General features: G+C 55.0%; 20 protein-coding genes. All 20 read right to left on the reverse strand.

Translation table 11 applies throughout. From position 1 onward, the window contains the following. Window positions 1-81: 81 nt before the first annotated feature. The 20 genes from AK95_RS30170 to AK95_RS30260 all read right to left on the reverse strand — a co-directional run bounded on the left by AK95_RS30170 (window position 82) and on the right by AK95_RS30260 (window position 25,122). Window positions 82-921, reverse strand: a complete 840-nt coding sequence (locus tag AK95_RS30170; protein ID WP_071223600.1) for a VirB6/TrbL-like conjugal transfer protein, CD1112 family — start codon at window positions 919-921, stop codon at window positions 82-84. Window positions 922-978: 57 nt separating this feature from the next. After that, window positions 979-1,275 carry a glutamyl-tRNA amidotransferase gene (locus AK95_RS30175; RefSeq protein ID WP_071223601.1) on the reverse strand — a complete coding sequence of 99 codons (297 nt, stop codon included), beginning with the start codon at window positions 1,273-1,275 and terminating at the stop codon, window positions 979-981. After that, complete coding sequence (locus AK95_RS30180) at window positions 1,272-3,050, reverse strand: VirD4-like conjugal transfer protein, CD1115 family (RefSeq protein ID WP_071223602.1); 1,779 nt, start codon at window positions 3,048-3,050, stop codon at window positions 1,272-1,274. Before AK95_RS30180 ends, AK95_RS30175 begins: the two co-directional genes overlap by 4 nt. Further along, entirely contained in the window at window positions 3,037-3,228 is a 192-nt protein-coding gene (locus AK95_RS30185; protein ID WP_071223603.1) for a hypothetical protein, read from the reverse strand. The genes AK95_RS30180 and AK95_RS30185 overlap by 14 nt, the downstream gene beginning before the upstream one ends. Before the next feature lie 47 nt (window positions 3,229-3,275). Further along, entirely contained in the window at window positions 3,276-4,181 is a 906-nt protein-coding gene (locus AK95_RS30190) for an ArdC-like ssDNA-binding domain-containing protein (RefSeq protein ID WP_071223604.1), read from the reverse strand. Next, window positions 4,178-5,131, reverse strand: a complete 954-nt coding sequence (locus AK95_RS30195) for a PcfB family protein (protein WP_071223605.1) — start codon at window positions 5,129-5,131, stop codon at window positions 4,178-4,180. Before AK95_RS30195 ends, AK95_RS30190 begins: the two co-directional genes overlap by 4 nt. After that, entirely contained in the window at window positions 5,076-6,359 is a 1,284-nt protein-coding gene (locus AK95_RS30200) for a relaxase/mobilization nuclease domain-containing protein (RefSeq protein WP_481855871.1), read from the reverse strand. The genes AK95_RS30195 and AK95_RS30200 overlap by 56 nt, the downstream gene beginning before the upstream one ends. A 121-nt stretch (window positions 6,360-6,480) precedes the next feature. Beyond that, window positions 6,481-6,819, reverse strand: coding sequence for a plasmid mobilization protein (locus tag AK95_RS30205; protein ID WP_071223659.1), 339 nt, complete (start codon window positions 6,817-6,819; stop codon window positions 6,481-6,483). 285 nt (window positions 6,820-7,104) lie between these two features. Further along, window positions 7,105-7,272, reverse strand: a complete 168-nt coding sequence (locus tag AK95_RS34350; protein WP_162487671.1) for a hypothetical protein — start codon at window positions 7,270-7,272, stop codon at window positions 7,105-7,107. 79 nt (window positions 7,273-7,351) lie between these two features. Next, on the reverse strand, window positions 7,352-8,299 hold the full coding sequence (locus tag AK95_RS30210) for a DUF3991 and TOPRIM domain-containing protein (RefSeq protein WP_071223607.1): 948 nt from the start codon (window positions 8,297-8,299) through the stop codon (window positions 7,352-7,354). Between the two features lie 124 nt (window positions 8,300-8,423). Further along, on the reverse strand, window positions 8,424-8,735 hold the full coding sequence (locus AK95_RS30215; protein WP_071223608.1) for a DUF6664 family protein: 312 nt from the start codon (window positions 8,733-8,735) through the stop codon (window positions 8,424-8,426). A 145-nt stretch (window positions 8,736-8,880) separates the two neighbouring features. Then, entirely contained in the window at window positions 8,881-9,387 is a 507-nt protein-coding gene (locus tag AK95_RS30220) for a recombinase family protein (RefSeq protein ID WP_071223609.1), read from the reverse strand. A gap of 93 nt (window positions 9,388-9,480) precedes the next feature. Beyond that, window positions 9,481-10,179, reverse strand: a complete 699-nt coding sequence (locus AK95_RS30225) for a Fic family protein (RefSeq protein WP_071223610.1) — start codon at window positions 10,177-10,179, stop codon at window positions 9,481-9,483. 86 nt (window positions 10,180-10,265) lie between these two features. Further along, complete coding sequence (locus tag AK95_RS30230; protein WP_481855873.1) at window positions 10,266-17,507, reverse strand: helicase-related protein; 7,242 nt, start codon at window positions 17,505-17,507, stop codon at window positions 10,266-10,268. A gap of 12 nt (window positions 17,508-17,519) precedes the next feature. After that, a complete protein-coding gene (locus tag AK95_RS30235; RefSeq protein ID WP_071223611.1) occupies window positions 17,520-17,786 on the reverse strand; it encodes a helix-turn-helix domain-containing protein in 267 nt (88 codons plus the stop codon). Window positions 17,787-17,795: 9 nt separating this feature from the next. Beyond that, window positions 17,796-18,290, reverse strand: a complete 495-nt coding sequence (locus tag AK95_RS30240; RefSeq protein ID WP_071223612.1) for a hypothetical protein — start codon at window positions 18,288-18,290, stop codon at window positions 17,796-17,798. A 16-nt stretch (window positions 18,291-18,306) separates the two neighbouring features. Then, entirely contained in the window at window positions 18,307-22,140 is a 3,834-nt protein-coding gene (locus tag AK95_RS30245) for a DUF5704 domain-containing protein (protein ID WP_235613261.1), read from the reverse strand. A gap of 3 nt (window positions 22,141-22,143) precedes the next feature. Continuing rightward, complete coding sequence (locus tag AK95_RS30250) at window positions 22,144-23,250, reverse strand: copper amine oxidase N-terminal domain-containing protein (RefSeq protein WP_071223613.1); 1,107 nt, start codon at window positions 23,248-23,250, stop codon at window positions 22,144-22,146. 145 nt (window positions 23,251-23,395) lie between these two features. Next, a complete protein-coding gene (locus AK95_RS30255; protein ID WP_071223614.1) occupies window positions 23,396-24,016 on the reverse strand; it encodes a WxL domain-containing protein in 621 nt (206 codons plus the stop codon). A 68-nt stretch (window positions 24,017-24,084) separates the two neighbouring features. Further along, window positions 24,085-25,122: a DUF916 domain-containing protein gene (locus AK95_RS30260; protein ID WP_071223615.1), complete on the reverse strand. Its 1,038-nt coding sequence runs from the start codon at window positions 25,120-25,122 to the stop codon at window positions 24,085-24,087. Between the last annotated feature and the right edge of the window lie 11 nt (window positions 25,123-25,133).

Genomic DNA, 25,133 nt, shown 5'->3' on the forward strand with positions numbered 1-25,133 from the left:
CAAAACAGATTATACATTTAGAGTATAGTAGAAGGAGGGGAGAAGAGGGAGCGGCTCATTATTTTTTCAACATGAATCTTTCTATAAGCCCATCATCTCTCGAACTACGCGGTCTGCCATTTTGACAACGCCAACCAATACGAGCATGTTAAAGATCAACTCGCCAATGTATGTCCAAATCATCGTCACGGCTCCAGTTCCATCCGCAACGGCTGGCGGCGCTTCGGCAAAGGCGGCATAAATGATGCAGGCCAGCACGATGATTGCGCCCTCCAGGCATGCCGCAGCGTAGCCCTTGAGGAAGGAGGTGCCGATGCTTTGGCTTGGCTCACCGGCATAGGCCGACAACGGAACCGGTGCAATCGCGGTGTACAAATAGATACGGAAAAAACGGCCATAGACCGACAGAATCATAATGAACGACAGCACGGTAATAAACAGGCTGCCGAGCAAGGAGACGATCCACAACGGGATGCTCTCCCAAAACCCGACATCCTCAATCGCTTGTGAAATTGTGCCCGGCAGGCTGATTCCTTCCATCGCCCCGAAGCCGGAGTTCCCCATGATGGTCGATATGACGCCCTGCACAATGGTGAACAGCCCCATCATCAGTTCCAGCCCATAAGTCACCACCGCCTTGGCGAGAATAAAGCGAATAAACAGCTTGACGGCCAATTCGGGCCGCTTGATCTCGGCAAAATTGCCCGCCGTCTTCATCACGCCGACCACGAAAAACAGCACCAGCAGCGCAAGTCCGGTCGCCTGCAGCGCACCGTGAATATCCGTGACCACCTGCCAGATCACGCCACCCTTAAACTCGGCTGGCGACTGCGTGACAAGCTGCCAAATCTCGTTCATTTTGTCGTTCCAGGTGTTCAGCGCGTTCTCTAGATTTTCTTCGATCCAACTGTTTTTCGACATGCCCTCACCCTTTAGTCCAGAAGGGGAGCAGCGAGCGCTCCCCTCCGGCGTAATCGGTTATCCCGCGATTAAAGCTAGAATTTCCTTCGTAAATGTAATAATGACCCCGCCCGCCAAGGTTAAAAAACCGTTGGCTCGTTGGGATGGGTCATGCGACTTGAGCGACAAGCCGATCTGAACGATGCCGAAGCCCAAGATAATCATGCCTACCGCCCGGATCAGGCCAAAAATGAAATTGGAGAAATTATTGACCGTTTCCATCGGATCGCCTGCGGCATAGGCCGTCGAAGTCCCTACCGTTCCGAGTACAATCATCGTACCGAACGCCAGCAACCATTGTGTTTTACGCTTCAATGCCGATCATCTCCTTGTAATATCAGCTCTTCCAGTTCGCTCTCAGACAACAGTTCATAGTCGCCTTGCTCATGCAGCACCACCGTTGTCCAGTCCACAGCATGCCCCTCGTCGCCGTGCCGATAGGCTTCTCCGCTGCCATCCAGCGTCAACGGCACGTTGGGATGCCGAAGCACGTCGTACTTCTCATCCATCACCGGCCGTTCGCCGCGGATAAACAATATCGCATAGCGGTTGTCCAGCAGCCGAACCTCGTCCGGCGTCAGTAGCTCCCGGCCTGTCTGCTGATAGTTAATTGAATAGCTCCCGTTGCGCCCTTTGCTCAGTCCATACGTGTTCGTATCGAGCGTCTCCTTGCCGAGCAGCTCCGACACATACTTGTGGGTGGATTGCTCATTGCCGCCGAGGTACAGGAACAGGTCGCAGTTGCCGACAATGGATTCCCATTCATCTTTATATAGCGCCTTGAGCTGCGCCAAATTTTGCAGGATGATGGACACCGAAATTTCCCGGCTGCGCATCGTCGAAAGCAGCTTGTCAAACTCTGTTGGCAAAGCGACGTTCGCAAATTCATCCATCACAAAATGGACATGAACGGGCAAGCGCCCCCCATGCCGGTAATCGGCTTCGTACATCAGAGTCTGGAACAACTGCGTATACAGCATGCCGACGATAAAGTTGAAGCTGCTGTCGTTATCGGGAATAACGGCAAAAAGCGCCGTCTTTTTCGTTCCCATGGCGGACAAGTCCAGTTCATCCACCACGCTCATGCCTGCGATGGTCGGCAGATTAAATTTTTCCAACCGCACTCCGAGACCGATCAGGATGGACTTTGCCGTCTTGCCCGCTGCTAATTTGAAAATGTTGTACTGCTTGACCGCCAGATGGTCAGGCTCGCGCATGGCCAGCCGCTCGAACAGTTCATCCAATGGGCTTTGATACGTTTCGTCTTCTTCGCGAACCTCCGCCGCCGCGATCATCTCCATCACCATTGGGAAATTTTGCTCCTCCGGCGGCGCTTCATAAAGCAGGTACAGCACAAGCGCCTCCAGCAACGCCGTTTCGGAACGCTCCCAAAACGGATCGTTCGTATTGCTGCCCTTTGGCGTTGTATTTCGAATAAGATTGGTCACCAGTTTGAGTACGTCCTTGTCGTCCCGCAAGTAAGCAAACGCATTGTAGCCGTGCGACAGATGCGGGTTAATGAGATCCAGCACTTTGATGTCATATCCGTCTGCCCGGAGCAAACCGCCGGTATCCCGCAAAATCTCCCCCTTCGGATCGAGAACGACAAGGGAAGTATGGCCTTGCATGACATTGGGCTTGGCATAAAAGCGTGTTTTCCCGGCTCCCGATCCGCCGACCACCAGCACATTCAAATTCCGCCGATGCTTACGGCCGTCAAGACCGATCCGAACGCGCTGCGTCAGGATTTTGTTTTGCTCTGGCTGTTTGCTTCGGTATTTGGCATTGATTTGCTTCGCCTTTCCCCAACGGGCGCTGCCATGCTCTTCGCGCCTGCGATAGTTGCGCAGCGAGGACAGATACACGCCGGTACAGACGGCATATGCCAGCGTAAAGAGCAGCAGGCTGCGCGGCGTATCGGCAACCCAGCGGATATGGAAGGGATGCTCCATTGCCGCGCTGAGCTGCAATAGCAGGGCAGGCAAGCCGTCCGATAGGGCAGGGGCGGCATGCAGCGCCAGCCAGATGACCGGCAATAAAAAAACCGCAACGAGTATAAACTGACTCGTTGCGGAATTAGCGCGCCGCATGCTGGCTCCGATGCTTCGCTTTTCGATAGGGGGCATCAATCGTTTTCAGCAGCAGATCGTCCACGGCATCTGTCGATCGCCGCTCCCCGATCAAACCATTGCGCAGGGTGTTCAAGGCGTTGATGACAATACCATGCTCGTAATGATCCAAGCTCAGAATACGCTCGTCCTCTTTCATCGGCCATCCTCCCACGTCATCGAAATGGTCATTGGTCAGGCATTACGTTAACGAGCCGTATCGCTGCGACTCGGCTGCTGCTGCCGCAGTTGGCCCAGCATGTGGTACATCCGGCTATTCATCGTGTGGGCCGTGTCCCGGATAACGGCTAACTCCGCACGAATCTGTTGAGGCTCCAGCCCTTTCAGCCTTTCGACAGCCCGGTTGAAGCGGAAGCCCGCTGTCTCCACGCCGAACTGTTTGCTCAGCATATAGGCAACACTGTACGCTTGGACCTGGTTATCCGAGCGGCTATAGTCGGCCTTACCTTGATCCATTTCCGCATGCGCCATTTCCTGCGCAAGCGAACGAAAAATATCACCGGCCGACAGCCCGCGGCGTATGACAATCTGGCGGACATCCGGCTGATAGAGAGCATGCATGTCCGCTGGCAAGGCGTCACCCATCTGAATCGGAACCGGTGAACGATGCATGAGCGCCTTGATGCGGGTGCGTTCATCCGGCAGGGGCGGCAGTACCGGCTTCTCGCCAATCACCTGGGCAACATCAAACATTTTTTTCGGGTTGTAGCTGACCGCTGTGCTGCCATCCTCGCGTTTGTACGTCTCGCCCGGCTCCAGAATGTAAAAGCCGGTTTCTTTGCGGCGAATGTGGAAGCCCATTGCCTTCCAGCCTTCAAAATCTGCTATCCGCGTTGCCTCCGGCCGCTGTGCCATAATAAGCAGCGCATTGGAAACACTGTACCGGCCAAAGCGGCTTTGCACATCCAAATACTGTTGAAGCTGTTCGCCGGTTTGTGCGACCGCAGCCGTAGTGGCATCAATGGTTTCATACGTCCATTGGCGCAGCTCCTGCTTCTTCTGCACCGAAGCCTCCTTGTCGAAGGGCTGGTTTTGCGAAGCGGCCGTCACCGGTGGCGCTTCCTGGCGGAACAAATCATCCCACTGGCTCATTTGCCCCTCTTACGAGCGCTACGCTTTGGCGTCTCGACCGGAGCGTTCACGGCAACAGGAGCCTTGCCCCGATTCTTCCGCTTCGGCAAGCCCGGCTCCCGTTCTTGCTGCTGCTCTTGCCGCCGTTTTTCCGCAGCTCGGTTCTCTTCGCGAATTTCGCGCAGCAATTGCCGCACGGACACCTTCGGCTTCGGCTGTTCACGGATCGTGTCGGATGCCTCGTTGTGCGCGGAGGTAGGCACGGACGGAGAGAGGGGTTCCGCTTGGTTCTGGCTCTCGGCTTGGCGAGGCAGGGGGAGGCGTTCCGGCTCCTCCGCTTCGGCCAGCGGTTCCCCCTCGTGCACCGGCTGCTCGCCTTCCGGCACCTCGTTTTCCGGCTCCACCCCCTCCGGCGGCTCCGGCTTTCCCAGCAGCTCATCTAAAAACTCCTCGCTGATTGCCGGTGAGGAAGCTTCCTGCTCCTTGGTTACCGGCTCGTGTTCCTCGGTTGTCGCGGCCTTCATCGCTCGTTCCGCTTCCATGCTGTCCGGCTGCTTCTCCTGACGGGCTTGTTCAATTTCCTGCTTGATGCTGGCCGTATCCACCGTTGCCAACTGGAAGCGTTCCACGATCCGATTGATTTTGGAGGCGTCCTCGGCGCGCACCATCACATCGCACAGGCCGTCCACATTCTTTTTGTCCCGCAACGCGCAGTACAGGACGCCATAACGCTTCGCTTCCTTGCAGAAGGTAGGCAAGTCCTCATTGCGCACGGCGAATACCTTCAATTCCTTCCCGCTGCGGAGCAAATTTTCCAACCGCGTGCGGCCCCTTGTCTGTTTTTGCCCTTGCAGTACGGCGAACAAATAGACGGCGAGATGCTTGGCGCCTTCGCCGGATATTTTCGCCATCACTTCAATGCCGCGCAGACTCATGCTGACGACCTGATCGGCCGCCTCGTTTCCGCTCATGGGCTTCTACCTCCTTATGCCTGAATTGTTCTTCATGCTGGTGTAACTTGTCCTTGATCGTATCGGAGCGCGCCAAAATGCCCGCGCAAAGCCTCACCTCCTTTCGAAGCTGCGCGAGTTGCCGGGAATGCGCCGCGATCTGTTCACGGTACGCTGCGATCTGCTCTGGCTGTCGGCAACTGCGCAAGCGCCTACGACAAAATTTACGTTCAATTTGTCGCTCACTCATCTCGACCTGTCGAGCTTCATAATAGCTTACTAATTGCGCTCGGCTGGAAAGCTGATGACGGCAGAGCAGCTTTGTCTGTTCAATGATTTGCGACAAGTGGCGCAGGTCTTCTCGCAACAAAAAAGACGCTCGTCTCGGAGACGAACGATAGCGGGGCAGAATGCCCAAAGCATACAGATAACGGACATATAACGCTTGAAGGCCGGAAAGCTTGCGATGCTTGGCTGAGCGCTTTCCTCGAATCAACACGGCTCGCTTACGGCGCGGAAGCGGCATGGCTGCTTTTTTCTCCGATAACGTACTGCTCAAAATACGTTGCTTGATCGCGTCCTCCATGTAGGCCTCACCCAAGGTGCGCAAGCGAACAAATCTCGTTTTGCCCGGCGGACGGACTGCCAAATGCTTGACATGAGCTTTGATCTCATACCCCTTCGCTTGCAGATGCGCATAAAATTGGCTCATCGTCCTTGCCTCAGCAATAGCTGCGTCCATGTCCTCGCGTATGACGCCACGCCATGTCGGCTTGCTTTCCTGATCGGCTCGCCATTCCCCGTACTGCTTGGCCTTGCCGCGATCCGGATGCTCGATAACGGATAAGGCATGCTCCCGGCATAGCCGGTCGGAGGTTTGCCGCATCCGCGCATAGGACGCCTTATTGTCGTAGTAACGTTTGCCATCTATGAAGGAGACAGAATTGAGAACGAAGTGATTGTGCAAATGATCCTTGTCCAGGTGGGTGGCGACGACTACTTCAAAGCGTTCTCCCCAAAGTGCTTGCGCCAGCTTCACACCGATGGCATGTGCCTGCTCCGGTGTCGTTTCCCCCGGCGCAAAGGACTGGTAGCCATGAAAAGCGACAATACCGCCCGTCTTCTGGAATTGCCGCTTGGTTCGTTGCATTTGCTCATGGGCGGTGATGGGATCGCAATTGATGCCTCTCACATAAAGCTGCCGCTCCGTTTTCGCGTTTGAGCCGGTGTAGGCAAGCGTCTGTCGCAAACCATCTGCTTCCGTGCGCCCCTGATCCGTTTTATCTGGATTGACAGCATAATTCAACACGCGCTTTAGACGGTCGCTCACATCCCATATCGCGGTCGTAGCCATACCTTGTTCTCCTCACTTATAGAGGAGTTTGACGCGGCTCCGGCGCAGTCACCGCTTCTTGTATCTGTTGAATAGCCCGCCGCAAATCCTCCGCTTCACGCTGGAAGGCATTGCGATCCGGATGGCCGGTCGAATGCGCCTTCGCTGCAAGCTGATTCAGGTTGTTGCCAATAGCATTCAGTTCACGCAGCATGGTGTAGTAATCCAGGGGCGGTAATGATTTTGGAATATATCCGTTGATCAGAGAGCGGATATAGGCTTCTTGAGAAAGCCCCGTTTGCTTCACTTGCTGAACCAAACGCTCTCGTTCATGCTCGTTCAAACGAACCATAATCTTGATTCTTCGCTCTCGCAATTGAAGCACTCCTTTCACTGAAAAAAACTGCTCCTCAAAATCGATTCATCGTGAATAGCGATTGTCTTGAAGCCAACTACTGCGAAAACGCAGGGGTCTTAGGGGCGGTGCCCCTAACAAGCGAATTTGGCGGCCAGCCAAATTCAGTGCTTGCTGCAACGTTACACGTTGCCATCAGGACACCTGCCGGGAAAAAGAGGGGGCTGCGGGCAAACAAAAAAGACGCCGTGCAAACAGCGTCTTCGTGGAACCTTGATCCGGTTCAATTTGAACACAATACCTCGCTCAACGTTCCTTTCGATTGATCTTTTGTCGCGCCTCGCGCATGACCTGATGATGATCATATCGCGTCTTATCGCTGCGAGCTTGCTCCTCTGCCTCCACCAATGCCGCTTCAATCTTCTCCGCATCCCAACTTGTCTCGCCTTGCTCCTTGTCATCTCTCGACTGCATGCTCAATCCCCCTTCCCCCTGAGATGGATACTTTTTTATTATTGCGAATGACGAGCCGGCTTGCCATTGTGCCGCAATACTACCGTGCTGGAAACTCACGTTGCTTTTTGTACGCCATCAAGTCCTCATTTACATCCTTTTGGACAGGCGGTTCATTCTTCAACAGATAGCTCTGAGCCAGTTGCTGCTCGATCATCTCTGCTGCCAAGCGTCCCGGTTCATCATTGTCCAAATGCAGCACCAGTCGCTTTACTTCCGAGTGGCGATCCAGATAGGAGAGAAGAGCAGCCGGAAGTGCCGACTCGTCCTTATTCTCTGCGGGGCGGTGTATCCCCGCAAGCGACAGAAGATGGACTTGCCGCCAGTCCTCTCCTCGAATCGACATTAACGTGCAATAGGACAGCAGATCAATGGCACTCTCAAACAGATGCAGTTCAGCGCTGTTCTCTGCTGCTGGAAGCGAGAAGGCATAACGCTTATCGCTGCCCGGCACTTCGCCCATATAGCGAGTGCTAGTCGTTCCGCGAATCGCCGCATAGCGTGGAACGCCCTGCTCATCAAAACCGACAAACACCGCATTGTGGTAGTTCCGGCTTTCATACAGGCGTCCTGTTTGGAGACACGCCTCAATCACCTCTCGGGCAATTCCCCGTCCACGCAAATAAGCAACCACGCGGCTTGCATTTTCATAGGCTTCGGGAAGCTCGAATGGAACAGCAGCGTTCTCCTCCTGAATCGCTTGCGAAACCGGTGATGGAGAGAGGGAAGCCTGCTCGTTAATATGCAGCACCGCCTCCGGCAAGGAAATTCCCCGCACCTTAATGAGATAATCAAGTGCCGAGCGTCCGCCAAACCCGCGCGACCACCAAAACCACTTGCCGTTGGATATTTTCAAGCTGCCATGACTGCGTGTCGCATAGGCATTTCGTGAGCATTTTACCAATTCATAAGGCTCGACATGTTGCAGATACGTCAGCAAGTCCCATTCTTTGGCACGCTCAATCTGTTCTTTGCTTACATAAGCCATCGACTCGCTCCTTTCGTACATCTTCATCCTGTTCAATGTCCACACACAAGCAGAGATGAACGTAAATAAGCCTGTTACCGGTCGGCAACAGACTTGTCGGGTTCAGTATATGGCGTTTCTGAGGCTATAGCGCCCCTATTTTTTTCAGGTATGCATAACAATCCGCATGACCTTGCCAATAAAGGGCCATACGTTCCATGCGTATCGTTTCATCCAGCGTCTTTTGAACCTCCAGCCAGGCTTGATAGTCCTGATCGCTTGGAAAAACACCAGCATCGCCATCCATCATGCCCTTGATAAACGGATGCTGCAATTGAATCTCAACCCTCCGCTGAACCCACATCATATAAGCTTCCTCATTGCGCAAACGCCGGGTGACTTCATTGTCCAGATCGTCAAAGACCTGCTCCAGTTGCTGCCAACATTCCTTTTCCATGCGCGCTCCCTCCCATAACAAACATACCTGATCCGGCCGGAACGCGCGAACCTGTCATTGATCATCTCTATGGATCATTCCATTAGGCAAGCTTCGCCACATCGAAGCACATCAAGAATAGGATGGGCAGCGTCCGAGCTTCGAACTATCCGCGTGTAGGCCAATGTCCCTTTCTGCGGTTTGCCGTTTTCTCTCCTGCATTCGGTTTTCGTTCTGTCGCCTTCCGGTCGCTATCCTTTACGTTGAACCTATGGCGCGCTGGTAAGGCGCTAAGCGCTCCCCGATTCAACGTATCCACGCTGCCATCCAGCGTCAAAAACCGAACCTTGCGCTCAGGAAAAAAGCGCTCCAAAACCAACAACCCTTCCGATTGATTTCGACTGAGCCTCGCCAAGTCACAGGTCATGATGCAATCCATTCCTCCGTCCTGGATGTCCCGCAGCATGGCCTGAAACGCCGGGCGGTTGAAATGGATGCCGCTGTAACCATCATCCGCATACACATTCGCCAATCGCCAGCCCTGCTGCACCACGTATTCCGTCAACCGTGTTTTTTGATCGGCAATACCGGCGCTCTCTGCAATACCGTCATCCCTTCTGCCTACGCGACAATAAATCCCTACCCGATAAACCTTGTCCTGATTCGATTCCAATGGTTCACGCCTCCTCGTTTGGATACGCCAAGAGAAAAAGCCTGCCGCCGGTGAAGGGCAACAGGCTTTTGGGATCGATTCATCACGCCGGGCTTATCTCGCCCGTTCCGGCTCGCGGCGCTCCGGCTCAAAATCAATACCGCTGATCGCATGCTCGTACAAGAAACGTTTGATCTCGCTCATTTCATTGGTACTGTAATAGGCGGAGAGCAGTTCATTAAAACGCTCCATGTTCTTCTCCGTAATCGTCAGCATGCCATGTCCATGCTCCACGAGCAGCTTGTTGGCCAGCAGGAGGGAGGTTCGCTTATTGCCGTCCCAGAACATTTGCCGCCTGGCTCCCCACAGAAAGGCCGTAATAGCACGTTCGGTGGTCGTCATATCGGCAGCCAGCAAGTCCGCCAGTTCCTGCTCGATCTCGCTTTGTACCGGAAGGGGAGGCACATCATCCGTTCCCGAGCTGCCAACGCGGCCATTACGCAGTACGCCCCATTCGAGCGCTTCATTTCGCGCCACAAATTCGTTCAGCTTGCACAACAGCGTCAAGGTAATCGGTTCATCAATCGCATGGAACAAGTACCGCCAGGCATCGCGCATGTTGAGCACCGCCTGAATATCGTCCAGCGTGACGCTAGGTACGTTAACGCCATTCAAAATCGTTTGCGTTTGCGGAAATGTAATATTGCGATTTTCCATCTTCATCCCGCAGTATATATTTTCATCCCATTTCTTTTTGGCCAGAAACAAGCTCTGCTGCTTGGTGAGCTTGTATTTATCCGGAAAAAGCTCCATCGAAAATCCCTCCCTACCTCGTCATTATAGCGGTTTTCTAAAGCAAACCAGGAGATATACAGAAGAGCGCGCCCCGGTCAGCTCGCTCATCGTTGCTGTCGATTCATTCTTTTTCGCTCCGTCAGTTCCGGTTCATCATCGACCACGCCTGCGTCTATCGCCTCGTTCTCCCGCTTATCCATATTCAGCAGCGCATTCAGCTCCGCCAGCCGCGCCGACTTGGCCTGCAACTCCTGCTCCTGTTCAAAGGGAGCCGCAATCTCCTCCTTCGCCGTTTCCATCTGCTTATGGAGCGTGACCAGTTGATCGCGGCAATAGGCAAGCTTCTCTGGCAGCGCAACAAGTGCATTGTTCAGCCGAGTCAGATTGCCGCTTGCATCAGTTCCAAGCGAAATGCTATGCCCCAACGCGCCGCGCAAGGTCGCTTTGTACTCCTTATGGAAGCTGTCGAACGAAACCCATAGGGAGAAGCCCAGGTATTGGCCGATCTCCTGCGGATCGGGAGATGTCATCCCCTTGCAGGCTTCCAGCAGCGCCGCGCCTGCCGATGCGCGTTCCTTATACGTAAACTCCTTGATCGTCATTCCGGCAAAGGCGGCTTCCTCGCCGTCCATCTTATCGGCATCCTGACGCCTGTACAAAGCCACATCCTGCTCATACCCGGCAATCCGTTCTTCCGTCGATTTGATCTGCTGCGGCAACAGCTTGAGCAACCGATCCTCCAGTGCATAACGCTGGCTTAGATGGTTGGCCTTGAGCAGCTTGAGCTTGGACACTTGAATGTCCAAGTCCATCTTTTCCTTAATATACGGATTGCCGGTCGCCAGTGCCTTCACTTCGGCGTAAGAAAGAGCCGCTTCATCAATGTCTTCGGCAGAGCGAACCGGCGACTTGCTCGTCATGATTTGCGAGATAAAGCGCTGTTTGTTTTCAAGCGTCTGATACAGGTACGCATCGAACGTATTTTCCGTCACGTATCGGTAGATATAGGCTTCGCTATTTTGGTTTCCTTGACGAATCACCCGACCCAAACGCTGCTCCAAATCTCGCGGACGCCAAGGGCAGTCGAGATCATGAATAGCAACCAGCTTCGTTTGCACATTCGTGCCGGCTCCCATCTTGAACGTCGATCCCAGCAGAACGCGAACCTGTCCTGCTCGCACCTTGCCAAATAGCTCCTTTTTCTGCGCATCCGTATTAGCATCATGAATATAGGCGATCTCCGCTGCTGGAACACCCTTCTCCAACAATTTGCGTTTGATCTCATCATAAACGTTGAAGGTGCCGTCTGCTTTCGGGGTAGACAAATCGCAAAAAACCAACTGCGTGAGCCGCTGCTGCTGCCCCTCCTGCCAATGCCGGTGGATGTTACTGGCGCAGGCGCTGATCTTGCTGCCCTCATCATCCGGCAGCAGCGGATTCGCCAGCCGCTGATCGAGCGCCAGCTTGCGCCCGTCATTCGTAATCAGCAGCATATTGTCCTCATGCGGCTCGACCGCCTTGGCTCGAACCTGTTCCGCGCGGCGGGCAAGGTCGGCTACCATATCCCGTTGAAACTCGCTTGGCGGGACAGCCACATTATGAAAATGCGCCTTCGGCACCGGGAGCTGGAGCATATCGGCCGTTTGGATGTCGGCCACTTCCTTGAACATATTCATCAGCTCCGGCAAATTGTAGAACCGGGCAAAGCGGGTTTTCGCCCGATACCCTGTTCCTACCGGAGCCAGTTCAATTGCGGTGACGGTTTCGCCAAACGTGGACGCCCACGAATCAAAATGCTGCAAGCCTTGCTTCTGCAAGCTCCCATACTGCAAATACCGCTGCATCGTATACATTTCCGTGATGGAGTTCGAGATCGGCGTTCCCGTTGCGAAAATAATTCCACGTCCGCCCGTCAGTTCATCCAGATACCGACACTTCATAAACATGTCTGATGACTTCTGCGCTTCGGTTTGCGATAGCCCCGCGACATTGCGCATTTTGGTGTACAGGAACAAGTTCTTGTATGAATCCGCCTCGTCCACGAACAGCCGATCCACACCCAATTCCTCAAACGTGACCACATCGTCTTTACGGCTCGTATCGTTCAATTTTTCGAGCTTGATTTGCAGCGTCTTCTTCGTCTTCTCCAATTGCTTGATCGCATACCGCTCGCCCTTAGCCTCTTTCAACTCCCGAATGCCGCCGGTAATCTCGTAAATCTGCTCCTCCAGTTGCTGGCGCTGGCGTTCCATTGAAATCGGAATCTTCTCAAACTGTGAATGCCCGATAATGATCGCGTCATAATCGCCAGTGGCAATGCGGGCGCAAAACGTTTTACGGTTTTTCGTCTCAAAATCCTTTTTCGTCGTCACCAGCACATTCGCAGACGGATAAAGCTGCAAAAATTCAGCCGCCCACTGCTCAATTAAGTGGTTCGGAACAACGAACATGCTTTTGTTGCACAAGCCCAAATGCTTGCTTTCCATCGCTGCGGCGGTCATGGCAAACGTTTTGCCTGCGCCGACACAATGGGCAAAGAGGGCATTGCCGCCATAGAGCGCCCGAGCGACTGCGTTCACCTGATGCTGCCGAAGCCGGATTTCCGGATTCATCCCAGTAAAGCGAATATGGTTGCCGTCATACTCCCTCGGGCGGATCGCATTGAATCGATCATTGTAGAGGCGCGTTAGCCGTTCGCGGCGCTGCGGATCTCGCCACAGCCATTCGCCGAACGCTTCCTTGATCAGCTCCTGTTTTTGCTGGGCAATGGCCGTCTCTTTCCGATTTAGCACTCGCTTTTCCACGCCGTTTTCAATCGCTGTATCGAAGATGCGCACATCCCGCAGATTAAGCGTGTCTTCAATGATTTTGTAGGCATTGATACGATTCGTTCCATACGTCATATTCGCCTTGATGTTATGGCTTCGGTCATCACTTTTACCGCGCACGTTCCAGGCCGCCGTATAGTCGGAATAAAGCACCTGAATAGAAGGGCGAAACATCGGCGGCGTATCCAGCAACTCGAACATAAAATCACGTATGATTTCGGGTGGGAGCCAGGTCGCCCCCAGCCGAACATCGATTTCGGAAGCCATCAAATCCGGCGGCTGCACCGCCTCCAGCGCCTTGACGTTCTCGGCGTACCGCTCCGCATCATAGCCCGCAAATTGCTTGGCGATACGCAGCTTGTCGCGCACATGGCCGGACAAATACGCATCCGCTGTCTCGTAGAGCGGCTCTCCGTCATCATCCATCTGTTCGGGATTGGGAAAGATAACGCCGCGCAAGTCCTGCACTAGTTTTTCTGTGGGGATACCGGTCAGTTCGCTCATATAAGCCAAATCCACCCGAGCCTTGACGCCGATGGACACCGCCAATGCTTCGGACGCCGTATCCACCTGCTCTACTTGCGTCCGTTGCCGGATGGTGCGTTTCGTAAACATGTCGGCCTTGCGCTGCATACGCCCTTCATCGTCGAGGATTTCCAACGAGCAGAGCAGGAAGTAGGAACTGTCATCCGAAAAGGCGAGACTGTTGGCGCGGCTGTTAATCAGCCCATATTGCGCTGCGAAGTGATCATACTGCACATTCAGCTTGCGCTGCTGTTCGCGAATCGCTTCCTCGCTGTAGTCCTCGGTCTGATATTCGATCAGGTCGCGCACGGTATCGCGCAACTGGATCATGCCTTTGATGCGCCCCGTCGCCGTTGCCGAGGTTTCGACCGGATGCATTTGGCTGTTTTGGCGGAAATAGACCTTGCCTTCCACCAGCGCAAAGCTGAAATTGCGCACGTTCGGATCGGCGGGCAAGGAAGCCTCCGCTTCCTCCGGCTGCTCCTCACGTTCTCCTTCTACCCATTCGGCGTGAATATTGGTCAATGCCTCGCGCAGCAGCTCATCAAGCGGTACATCCGGGTACGGTCGGCATGTGGTTTCCTCGCGATTGCCGTACATTTTGTCATCAAACGCCATCGTACCTAGCGCCATATCCGGTTGAGCGGCAAAGTAGGCATTGATCGGCACGCTATCCTCCGTTTCAGCCAACGCCAACCACGGCTCGCTCTGCTCGTTGACCGTCACCATGCGATCCCGCTTTTGCAGAAAGAGAATATCTGCCGTGACTTCGGTTCCGGCATTGGCCAGAAACGCATTGCTCGGCAGGCGCACTGCGCCGAGCAATGCCGCCCGTTCCGCGATGTACCTGCGAACCGCCGGATTTTGCTTGTCCATCGTCCCCTTGGAGGTAATGAAAGCGATGATGCCGCCCGGCCGCACCTTGTCGAGCGTCTTCGCAAAAAAGTAATCGTGAATCAGAAACTTGTGCTTGTCATATTTTTTGTCCACCACGCCATAGCCGCCGAACGGCACATTACCAATGGCAAGGTCAAAGAAGCTGTCCGGCAGGTTCGTCCGCTCGTACCCGTTGATCGCAATGGAAGCCTGCGGGTAGAGCTGCTTGGCGATGCGCCCGGTCAAGCTGTCGAGTTCCACGCCAAACAGCCGTGAATCCTGAAACGATTCCGGCACCAAACCAAAGAAGTTGCCAATCCCGCAGGAAGGCTCCAAAATATTTCCCCGCCGAAAGCCCATTTGCTCCAGGCACTCGTACATCGCCTGAATGACCGTTGGCGACGTATAATGGGCGTTCAGGGTTGAGGCCCGGGCAGACGCAAACTCCTCCGGGGTCAGCAGCGCTTGCAGCTCGGCATATTCAGCAGCCCATTGGCTGTTGGCATCATCGAATGCCTGCGGGATGCCGCCCCATCCCACATAATGCGCCAGCACCGCCTGCTCCTCCGCATCCGCTTGGCGGTTTTCCTGCTCCAACTGTTGGAGCAGCCGGATCGCTTCCACATTGCGGCGAAATTTCGTTTTGGCACCGCCGTGCCCCAAGGCAACATCCACAATGCGATAATTGCTCGCCGGTTCGCGCGGGTGTGCAGCGGCCTCGTTAATAGGCGTAGTAGGTGTTCCGTCTTGTTCCGTTTGCTTTGTTGCGGCTTGCGCCGGTTCCTCCGAACGGTCATCCGTTCCATCGCTTTCCCACAACGCTACTTCCGCTTCGGACAGCGGTTCATTGGAGAGCAAATGATCGTTGAGCGGGTTGTCGCGCAGCAGGCGTTCCAATTCCCCGCGGCTCATTTCCTTTGAAAACAGCGGGAACTGCTTATCCTGTAGCCACACCTTATTCGATTCCAACTGTACGATTTCATATTCATCCGCGCCAATGTATATGGAGCTGCCCTCGGCATACGCATAGCGCAGCTTCTTCCGGTCGCGCTGCAGGGCATCTGGCGGCGAATCCAATGGGGGCTCCGGCAACGGGAGCCGCCGTTCTCGCAGCTCGGCTTCGCGCGGCCTCCGTTGCTCCTCCAGTTGTTCGGCATAGGCGGGCAACTGCTCCGCTTCCCGGCGATTCAAATAACGTCCGGCGGTCAGCAACTCGCCAATCCGCTTTTGCACCTTCATCCAGGGCAGCACCAGCTTCTGATCCTGATCCCCTCGAAAGCCGCGTTCCAACGTAATGCCCTTGCTGTCGTGATGCTCATGGATATTCGTACCGATCAAAGCAGGGGCGCGACCGCCTGTCCCATATTCCCGTTTCAAATACTCGGCATTGTCCTGCGCCGACAGAGATTGCTGAAAATGAAGGGCAATCCGCAGCTTGCCATGCTCGAAGCCGCTGCCGTTTTGCAGCACGGCATCTATGACCTCCTGCGGCCAGACAAACGCGGCGGCTTTTTCCTCTGCCGTCTCCTCCAGCCACATCGTTTGCTGCTCAGCGGACGGCTCCGGCGGCTGCGTCCGGTCAAATTCGCCCAGCAGCATCATGCTCTTGATATGGCCGACGATCACGCCCCAATCGTAGAAGCCTTGGGCCGTCCGGCTATCCGACTTGCCCGTCCAAATATGCAGCACATTTTGGTAAGGCTCCACACCGATCCAAGTATCCGGCTCCAGTTCCAGCTCCATCTTCTCCTGCGGAAACAGGCTTCTGACGTACAGGGCGCGTTCTACCGGATCATCATGGGCATCAAAAAAAGCTGCGATCTCCGCCTTGCTCTCCGAGAGCGGCGCGGTTCGCAGCATATCGTTGATCTGGTTCCCGTCATGAAAAAACGGAAGACGATTGTCCTCCGTTCTCCGGTCATGCCATGTTAGCGATACACCAGTTCGGTCAGAATCAGTTCCTCCGCCTGTTGCTTCAGATTGTTCATGTGGCCCGTCCAGCCCAACGGATCGCTCGCTTTGTCCGGTGCCGGGTGCTGCGTCAGCAGTTGCGCGATGGTCTGCTCGATCTGTTCCCTCGCCGTCCGGTCGATCTCCGCCAGATGCGGGTTCAACTGCTCCGAGAGCATCAGGTGGGCGTAGGTGCCCTTGCGCTCGGTTTTCAGAAACGTCTTGCGTAGCAGGCCGTATTTCCCGATGCCCACCGACTCCGGTTGTGCCAGATCCGGCAGCAGGTAATCCCCGCTCTGCGTGTAGGTCAGTTCCATGTTCGATCATCCCTTCGCGTGGTTTAGCTTCATTGTGCAACAGCGGTTCTGGCTTTGCAACGGTGCGAGATGAATCCAGAGCTTGACTTCGCTTGTTTTGTCGGCGCTGTGCCCGGACAGTAGACTCAATCTCCCGCAAGATCGTCTCGGCCACATCGCTGATGGCTGCGCCCAAATGCGAAAGAGCAGGAAGCGTGTTGAAATACCCGACACCGGACAAGTCATCGGTGCTGATGTAATGAGTTGGCTCCTGCCCGCAGCGAACCATTGCCATGTAGGCAACGGCGTGCTGCGCGGCTTCCCGAAACAGCAGCTCCACATGCGAGGCGTCCAGTTCTTCGAGCAGGCTATTGTCGCGCTCGGCCAGCAGCATCTGCACATAATCGGCGCTGTGATCCTCCATGGCGTTCCGCGCCGCAGCGAGCAAGGAGCCGGGCAACTCCATGCCCGGCTCCCGTTCGTGTCCAAAGGCGTTCTCCAGCGTTTCAAGCACAGCCTCCATATCCGCCTCGTCCATGCGCCACAGCGGCACGGCGCGGGACTGGCGGCTTTGCGTATCCGATACGTCAAACACATGGCGCAGCCCCAGGCTGCTGCCCCGATCCTCAATCAGCGCTATGCCCTTCGCGCCGCGTTTGACCCAACGGTTCAGCTTTTGGTTCCATACTTCAATCGGGGCACAGGCGGTAGCGTCCGGGCGTTGCGCATAGATTAATAGTTGATCCTGAAACGGATACTTGTAATTCCATGCGGCGGTGCGCAAGAAGTCGGCCCATTGTCCGGTATCGTTCACCACCGCATGCGCTGTGCGGGCGGACAGCTCGACCATGCGCTGCAGCTTGGCTGTCACGGGGACACCTCCTTACCGGATCGTAATTTTGTTGGTCAATCGAATGCCTTCCTCGGAATAACGCGAGGTAAGGTGAATCAAATCGTTTTGTTCCAGACGATGCAGGTTGCGGCGAATGGCAGAGGTCGAAAGTCCGACCTCTGCCGCGAGGCGGCGGGAAGACAGCCACACAGTGCCGTTTCGCCCGCCTGCGAAATCCAGCAAATAGCTGTACAGCAGCTTGGCCGCCGGGGGAAGCGCGGCTTCCGCCAGCAGCCGATAACGCGTCAAATCGTTCATGGCGTCCTCCTATCGTTGCGGCTCCGTTTTTTTCTTCTGCGGGATAATTACCGCAGGGGCGGGAGGGGCTTGCCGCTGCTGCTCGGCCACGCGCTCCGTCCGGGCGTAGCAGTACAAGTAGAAGTTGTAATCCCCAGCAAACGGGAAGCAGCGCAGGTAGTAGCGATGCTCCTGCGTCTCCATGCGAAAGCCATATACGTCCGTGCTCCAAGCCCCGGCGATACGCGCCTCCGGGTGCTTGCTGCAAAAGCGAAGCATATGCTGACGGCTTTTCAGCACGCCGTGGTCGCCAATCGCCTGAAACACCTTGCCCAACTCGTCCTTAAACGCTGCCGTTTCGAAGGGAGAGTTCCGCGGAAACCAGGTCACCCAAAACTCCTCGCCCGAGCGCCCGAAGTCCCCGCGCAGATGTCCGATACAGGAACGCCCGATCTCATTCTCAGCCGAACCCGTATAAAAATAAGCCGCTTCCTCGGGAGCGGCGCTTTGCAGCTTCTCAAACATGTCCATTCCTCCCAATTCAGTGGGTGCCGCCCGTGCCAAAATCGTCGTAGCTGGACAGGTCCGCATGATAAAACGCCACGTCGCCGTCCAGCAGGGAGAACCTTGCGCCATACGGATCGACAAAGCTGCGGGCAAAGCCCTCCAATTGCCACTGGTTGTTCAGCGGCGCATTTTTGTATTGCAAGTGCGGCTGGCTGGTGTTCCGATTACGTATCGTCTCGATGTTGAAATTAACGATCAGGTAGCCGTCGCGCAGGAAGATCGGAGACTGGTCATCCAGCTTGTGGGTGCGTCCGTACTCGGCCACATTGAAGCCCGCAGGCACTGCATACGGCGCAGCGGGCAAGCTATATTCCCCGCGCCAAAGCTGAACGGCTGCATTCGCTCGCGCCGTATCAACGCCACTTGGCACCTGCATGCTGCCGATGAAGGTACGAAGCTGTGGCGGCAGCAGCATGCCGTCATAACCGCCAACGTAAATCTTCTTTTGTGCCGCATCCTTCAATAATTGCTGCACATACGTGGTCTGATTGCCTGTAGCGCCATTCAACCTCCAGAGGGAACTGGCGGTATCAGTCAATTCCTGCTTCGGCACATTACGAAGTCGGGTATCCAGCGTGACCAGCCGCTGCTCGGTGTCCTCTGCGGAGCCGATGCGAATAAACCGCTTGTTGCCCGAGTGGTAATACAAGTCCACCGGCTGTCGGTTCTGTCCCTTCTTGTCCACGAAATAGAAGGTAGGCGTAATCAGGATACCGTCGCCCGAACCAAACATATTGCCAAGCGTCTTGACCTCGAATTTGAAGTGATAGCCCGTCTTGATCGCCACGTTTTTCTTGCCGCTCTCCGGGTGACTGCCCTGCCGGATCGGCAATATGAAGGGAGCCGCATTGCCCCGCGCTGCGCCGTCAATCCCGTTCGGCCCGACCCAATAGCTGTTGCCGGTTGGCGTTGCACTGCCTTTGGCCGTGCGGAATACCATCTCCCACTGGTAATCCGCGATGTCGGTAATACGGAAATCAAACAAACGGCCGATGACTTCGACCGGCACCACCTGCGTCGCCACATGATGGTTCACATCCAGGTTGGCATTAGGCTGCGACGTAAACGAAGCAGGACTGTTTTCGGCAAAGGAACGGAACAACACCTCATAGTTTCCTTCATCCACCCACACCGGCAAATAAAACGTCGTCTGTAGCTGGCCAACTGGAATCGAAGTCCAGGTCTCCTTTGGAATCAGTGTAGTGCGGTCAGCCTTGTACACGTCAAAAGGAAATCTCACCTGCTTGTCGCGGATGTATTTCGCATAATCCCGGTTGCCGTAGCCCGTAATGTCTCGATGCTGCCCGCTAGTCGGGATGGTCACCGTAAAGGGTCGATTCAAAATGAGCGCCGAACGCCCGGGTGTCGGCACCGTCTTCTGGCTATGCGCCTGATCGTCGGAGACGGTGGCCCGATTCACAATCGGCGTATGCACCGTCACCGGATTGATGCCGGAAATCGGGAAGGTTTGATTGCTTCCGCCGCCAATGCCTTTGATCAGGGAGTAGGAGAGCGTCCCACTGCTTGGCTGCGCTACCTTATTGATTTTGCCTGAATCGATAACAAAACCGCTGCCGTACAGCACGTTCTGCCCGATAATCGGCGGAGCCGGAATCGTTCCTGGAGCCGGAGCCGTTTCTTCAGTCGTTCGGCTATCCATAATGGTCTGTCCGTTGAATAGGAGCGAATCGTTCCGCACCTTGATTTTCCCGACCGCCTGCTCCGCCTCCGATTTCCAGTTCTCGGAAGGCACAGACGGACGGCTGGAGCCGCCATATAACGATTGGCCGGGCAAGGTTACATTACGATACACCGGATCGGTCACATGCGCTGATGGAGAAACATCATGGCTGGCCGAAACGGTTGGCGGCGTGTAGCCACTCGGTTGCAGCGTCACCTTGCCGCCCGGCAAGGCATAGTTGGATATTTCAGCGCGCTGCAAGCCGTACACTTCCAGGCGATCAATCAGCCAGTAGCTGAACTTGCGTTCCACCGTATAGTTTTGCGTAACCGTTTGAGTAGCGGAGCGAGATACCGGGATAGTGGTCGGGTTGCCCCCGCTGTCTGGCGGTCCGGAGACGTATTCCGTCCAATGCAGCGAATAGGTGCGGCTAACGGTGACCGGGTACTGTTTTGTTCCCTTGATCTCCGTAAATTTGTTTTTGTACAAATAGGCTTTCGCGCTTGCGTTCACGTATAGGCTTTCCGATGTCGGGATGCCCTTGAGCACGTCATAGCGCTCTGCGCCGCGCGCATCCGCCTTGATCACCGCCGATGCCGATGCATCCATGTCCTCGCGCTGCTGCTCGGAGCCGGTTTGCGGGGGTTCTCCGCCGCGATTGATCTGCACCGTATGATCGGCGGTCGAATCGCCCGTTTGGTTGGCCTTGTCCGTCACCACGACTGTGATTTTGACAGTGACAGAATCGCTGCTGCCAAGCCGAATGCGAATCGGCAGCGATTTGCTGGCCGATGTGCCGCTCAGTGCGCCGGTTTGCTGACTGGCGTTGACCAGTTGCGCGTTTTCGATACTCGTAATCCGATAAGACTTGAGCTGGCTTTGCGACTTGGCTTCGAACGTAAAATCGCCCATGACCGCTGTTTCCGTCGAAGCCGCCTGCCCCGGTGCGTCGATGCCGGAAGTAACAGTAACGGGCGAGGGCACCTTGTAGATACCCACAAAGTTGGAACCGCTCGAACCCACCAAAATGGTACGTTCCCGCAGCTTGCTGTCTCCTTTTTCCTGAATGAACAGCTTTTCTGTCGGATTGCTGTTGCTCGTAATGTAGGAGCGAATGATCTCATACGTTTGTCCGCCTTTGGTTATCGTCGCTTCAAAGGTGTGGTTCGCTTCCTCTCCTGTCACAAACTCGCCCTTATCTACTTCCTGTAGCACCGTACCGTCTTCCTTTTGATAGTAGGCTTTCACGGGGCTTGCGGCTTCCTCATATTCGGCAATCGCGTCCGAACCGCCAAGGGCTACAGTAAAGCTGCGAATACGGACTTTATCATTCGTTTCGGGATTTTCCTGCAACCACTTTTTCTGCGTCGTATCCTGTTTGGGCGTCAAGTAGGAGCGGACGATCCGATACGTTTTTCCGCCATCGGTCAAGGTAGCCGGAAATTCGTGGTCTATCGTTTCCCCGATTTTGTATTTGCCCTTCAAAAACGTCACGTCCGGCTTTTGAATGATTCGGCCATCGACGGTTTTGGCCACGACATCCACCGGAAACTCCGCGCTGCGATAGGGAATATGAAGGCCGAAATAGTCGTCGAGATCGTCGGGAACCCGCCAGCCCTCGGCTTGCTTGATGCCCGACAGAGTGTAGAAGGGGCCTTTGCGAACCGAGCCGTCTCCGTTGATGGAAACCATGACGGCATAGAAGTACAAATCGTCATTGTCCTGAATGCCGTCCATGCCTGCCGCCCAAAGTCGCTGAGTCACGATTTCTTCGGGTACTTCGTAATAGGAAGTCAATGGCTGGCCGGGTATGGGCGGATCAGGATACTGCCCTTTTTGTCTGACCTCCTGATTGAGAAACAGCGCATGCGGGCGATTTCGCGGATCACTGCATTGTTTAGGAGAAGTCGTGGAACATACCTGTTCTCGCGTCACAACCCAGCCCACCGTTTTGTACCGAATGGAAGTCGTAGCGGCTGTACTGGTAATTTCAAATTGGATAGCTCCGTCAAAAATACGCACTTGAGGAGCAGCCGTTACGACATGTGGCAATAAGACAATCGACATAAAAAAAGTGCATGCCAGCAGCATGCACACAAGTCGTTTGGGTAATGTTTTTATTTTCATTTGCTATTCCGCCTTCGAAATGGTGTGGTTAAAAAACAGGCTCGCTGTCGGTGATACTTTCAACGTACTTCCCCAGTCTCCGCCGACATTGGTCACCAACTTAATATCCGAATACCCCTCGTACCACACATTTTTCTCAAACTCAGCGTCTTTAGGGAACCACTCATCATAAATCAAATTTTCTGAAGATTGAAATGATACAAAATTGATTCTGAACTTGACTCGAACGTGATTGGCTCCAAATCCATCATAATAGATCATAGATGGTTCTGGATCAAGATAACCCTCAACCTGAATCTTGTTCGTTTTTACCCAATCCACATACTGACGAATATATTTCAGTTCCGCATTGGAGTTTTGCATCTTGGTTGCAAACAACGCCTGCGCCCATTCGTCATCAATCGTCCGGTAGTCCACATTGAGCCATAATGCGCCAAATGTTTTCAGCCTGCTCAACCAGATGTCCACATTCTCTTTGTTGTACTCGGAAATGGTCGAATAGAGCATCGAAGATACCTTTCGATCTTCCGGATCAGAATACGGATACGCCAGCTCATACATCGCGTTCGGAACATCCGCCAGAATGTACGGATAATCCGCTGCATTGCTCGGCAGATCAGTCGTGCGAATCAGCCTGCCCCACGGATCAAGATCGCCTGCCTGCTGCTCTGTATTGGACAGAAACACCGTATTCGTTTTACCATCCCATTCCACCGCAACGCCAAGGATTTCGCTGACAAATCGCAATGGAACAAAAGTGCGACCACCTTGCATCACCGCCTGGGTATCGAAGGCCACTTCTTCGCCATTGACCGTCGCGACATGACTGCCGATGGTCAACCGAATGTTCTGATCGTCCTTTTGGATCGGCACCGACCGGCTCTCCGCTTCCCAGCCGACCTTTGCGCCGAGCGCCTCCGCTACAAACCGCACCGGCACCAACGTTCGCTGGTTTTCATCAATGAACGCCTGGGCATCGGGGAACCACAGCTTCGTACCATCCATCACTACCGTGATAAATGTTGGCGGCTTGGATGCCGCGCTCGCAGTCAGGGCAAACCCATTCATCAGCATGACCACGATCAACACCAGCAATATTCTTTTTTTCAACGGCTTCACTCCTCATATCAGAATTGTTCATATGGAAAAACCTTCTTTTCCCTTCATGATAGGGGATAGCGGTACAGCCTGTCTATATTGCAAGCCGGAAAACGGCTCCCATTTCAATGAAGAAACAGGAGCCGTTTCGCGCGTCTTATACGCCCGAGCCGAGGGTGAAGGTCAACGTCGCCGTATAGGTAGTCGCTACCGTGCCGACCACATCATTCACCTCATACTTGCTGGAGCCACTGCTCACCGAAGCCACCGTTACGGTTTTCGGCACTGCCAGCGAGTAGGAGATGCCTGCCGTATACTCGCCCATGCCGTAACCCGGATCTGCCTGTATCAGCTTGAGTGGCGTGGCGGACAGCGTGCCGTTATAGGCCAGCGGCCCATGGGTCGGGTCGACGGCTTGGCCGCTCAAGGCTACAATCGGCGTACCAACAATGACTGAAACAGCGCTGGCCGGAATTTTGACGGTATACATGCCCGAGGTCGTCGGGTCAGGCAAGGAGCCGCTCACAAAATCGGTGGACGACACGGATACCGACCAGCCTGCACCGCTGCCGCGGCTGTCGCGAACGGTAATTCCATTGGAGGCCGTCGAGATCTGATTCGCGGTTACGTCCAGCGTCACTGCGCTGAAGGAAATGGCCGTCTGCGACGATTGATTCGTGCCTGCGATGATGGACACCGTTTCGGCATGGGCGGCGGCAGGGAGCAGGAGCGCCGTTGCCAAGGCAAGGGGAAGCAGCTTGCGAATGAAGTTGAACATAGATCAATTCTCCTTTACAAATGGGGTGATCTATATGAACATGCTGCGCCCGGACGCAGCATGGGATTTTAGCGCGGCTCCCTAGAACGCCGCTTGTCGGCACGTTTTCGCCGCCACGTGACGATCACAATCAGCAACAACAGTCCGGCATAGAGGTAGATGCGGTGCAACCCAAGCCACGGCGCGGGCAACGGGGAGCCGTCCTCCGCTACCTGAATCACCTCGCCCGAAGACGCCGTTCCCCAGCGGGTGCTTTCTTCTTCGCCCGCCACTTCAAAGGGCAGTACCTTTTGCTCCATCTGCCCGTTGACGTTCGTGATGACCTCCGCCAAATAGGCTCCCGGAGCGAGCGGTCGACTTAGTTCGGCCCGATATTGCGCCACCGTCCCCGCATAGATGGAGTCAAAGCGAGTTTTCAGTTCCAGTACGGGCTTACCTTCGTCCTGCCGCTTGACCTCCACGGTCATCTCCGGCTTGGATAAACTGCCGCCTTCGTTCATGAGCAAAATGGAGAGGAAAGCTTTCTCATTTTCTTTCGCATAGACGGCTGCATGCGGAACCGCCTGCGGCGGCTTCGCTTCGTCCAGCTTGAAGTTGAGGACGACCTGCAAGCCGGTCTTGCGAACCACGTGGGTAACAAACCGCGCCTGCGTATCGTCCGACACTTCCACCGTGTGATCCTGATCGTCGTAAACGCCGATCACCGAGACATATTGACCCGGCTGAACGGAATCGGGGATGCGCATGTTCACGGTAAAGCGTTCTGTTTCTCCGGCCCGCACTGTAATGGGTCGATCCGGCGTTGTATACCAAGCTGCCGAGCTTAGATCCGGATCATTCGGCAACGTAAAATCCATCCCCCCTCCAAGCGCCGGGATGGCATCCGCCATGTAGAGCAGGGCGGTGATGTCCTTCTCCGTCGGATTGCTCACCTCCACCGCATACTCGCGTTCCTCTCCGGGGACAATTTCCTCGACGTAAGCGCCGAGTTGCGGATGGACGTGTTCGGGATCGCCGCTCACGATCAATTGCTGTCCCTTCGCCGGGGCGGAAAACCCCGTTCCAACCCAAAAAACCGTTGCCAGCAGCAACAGTCGAATCCTCATGCGTTATTCGC

It is taken from the genome of Paenibacillus sp. LC231, assembly GCF_001860525.1.
Lineage (GTDB): Bacteria > Bacillota > Bacilli > Paenibacillales > Paenibacillaceae > Paenibacillus_AQ.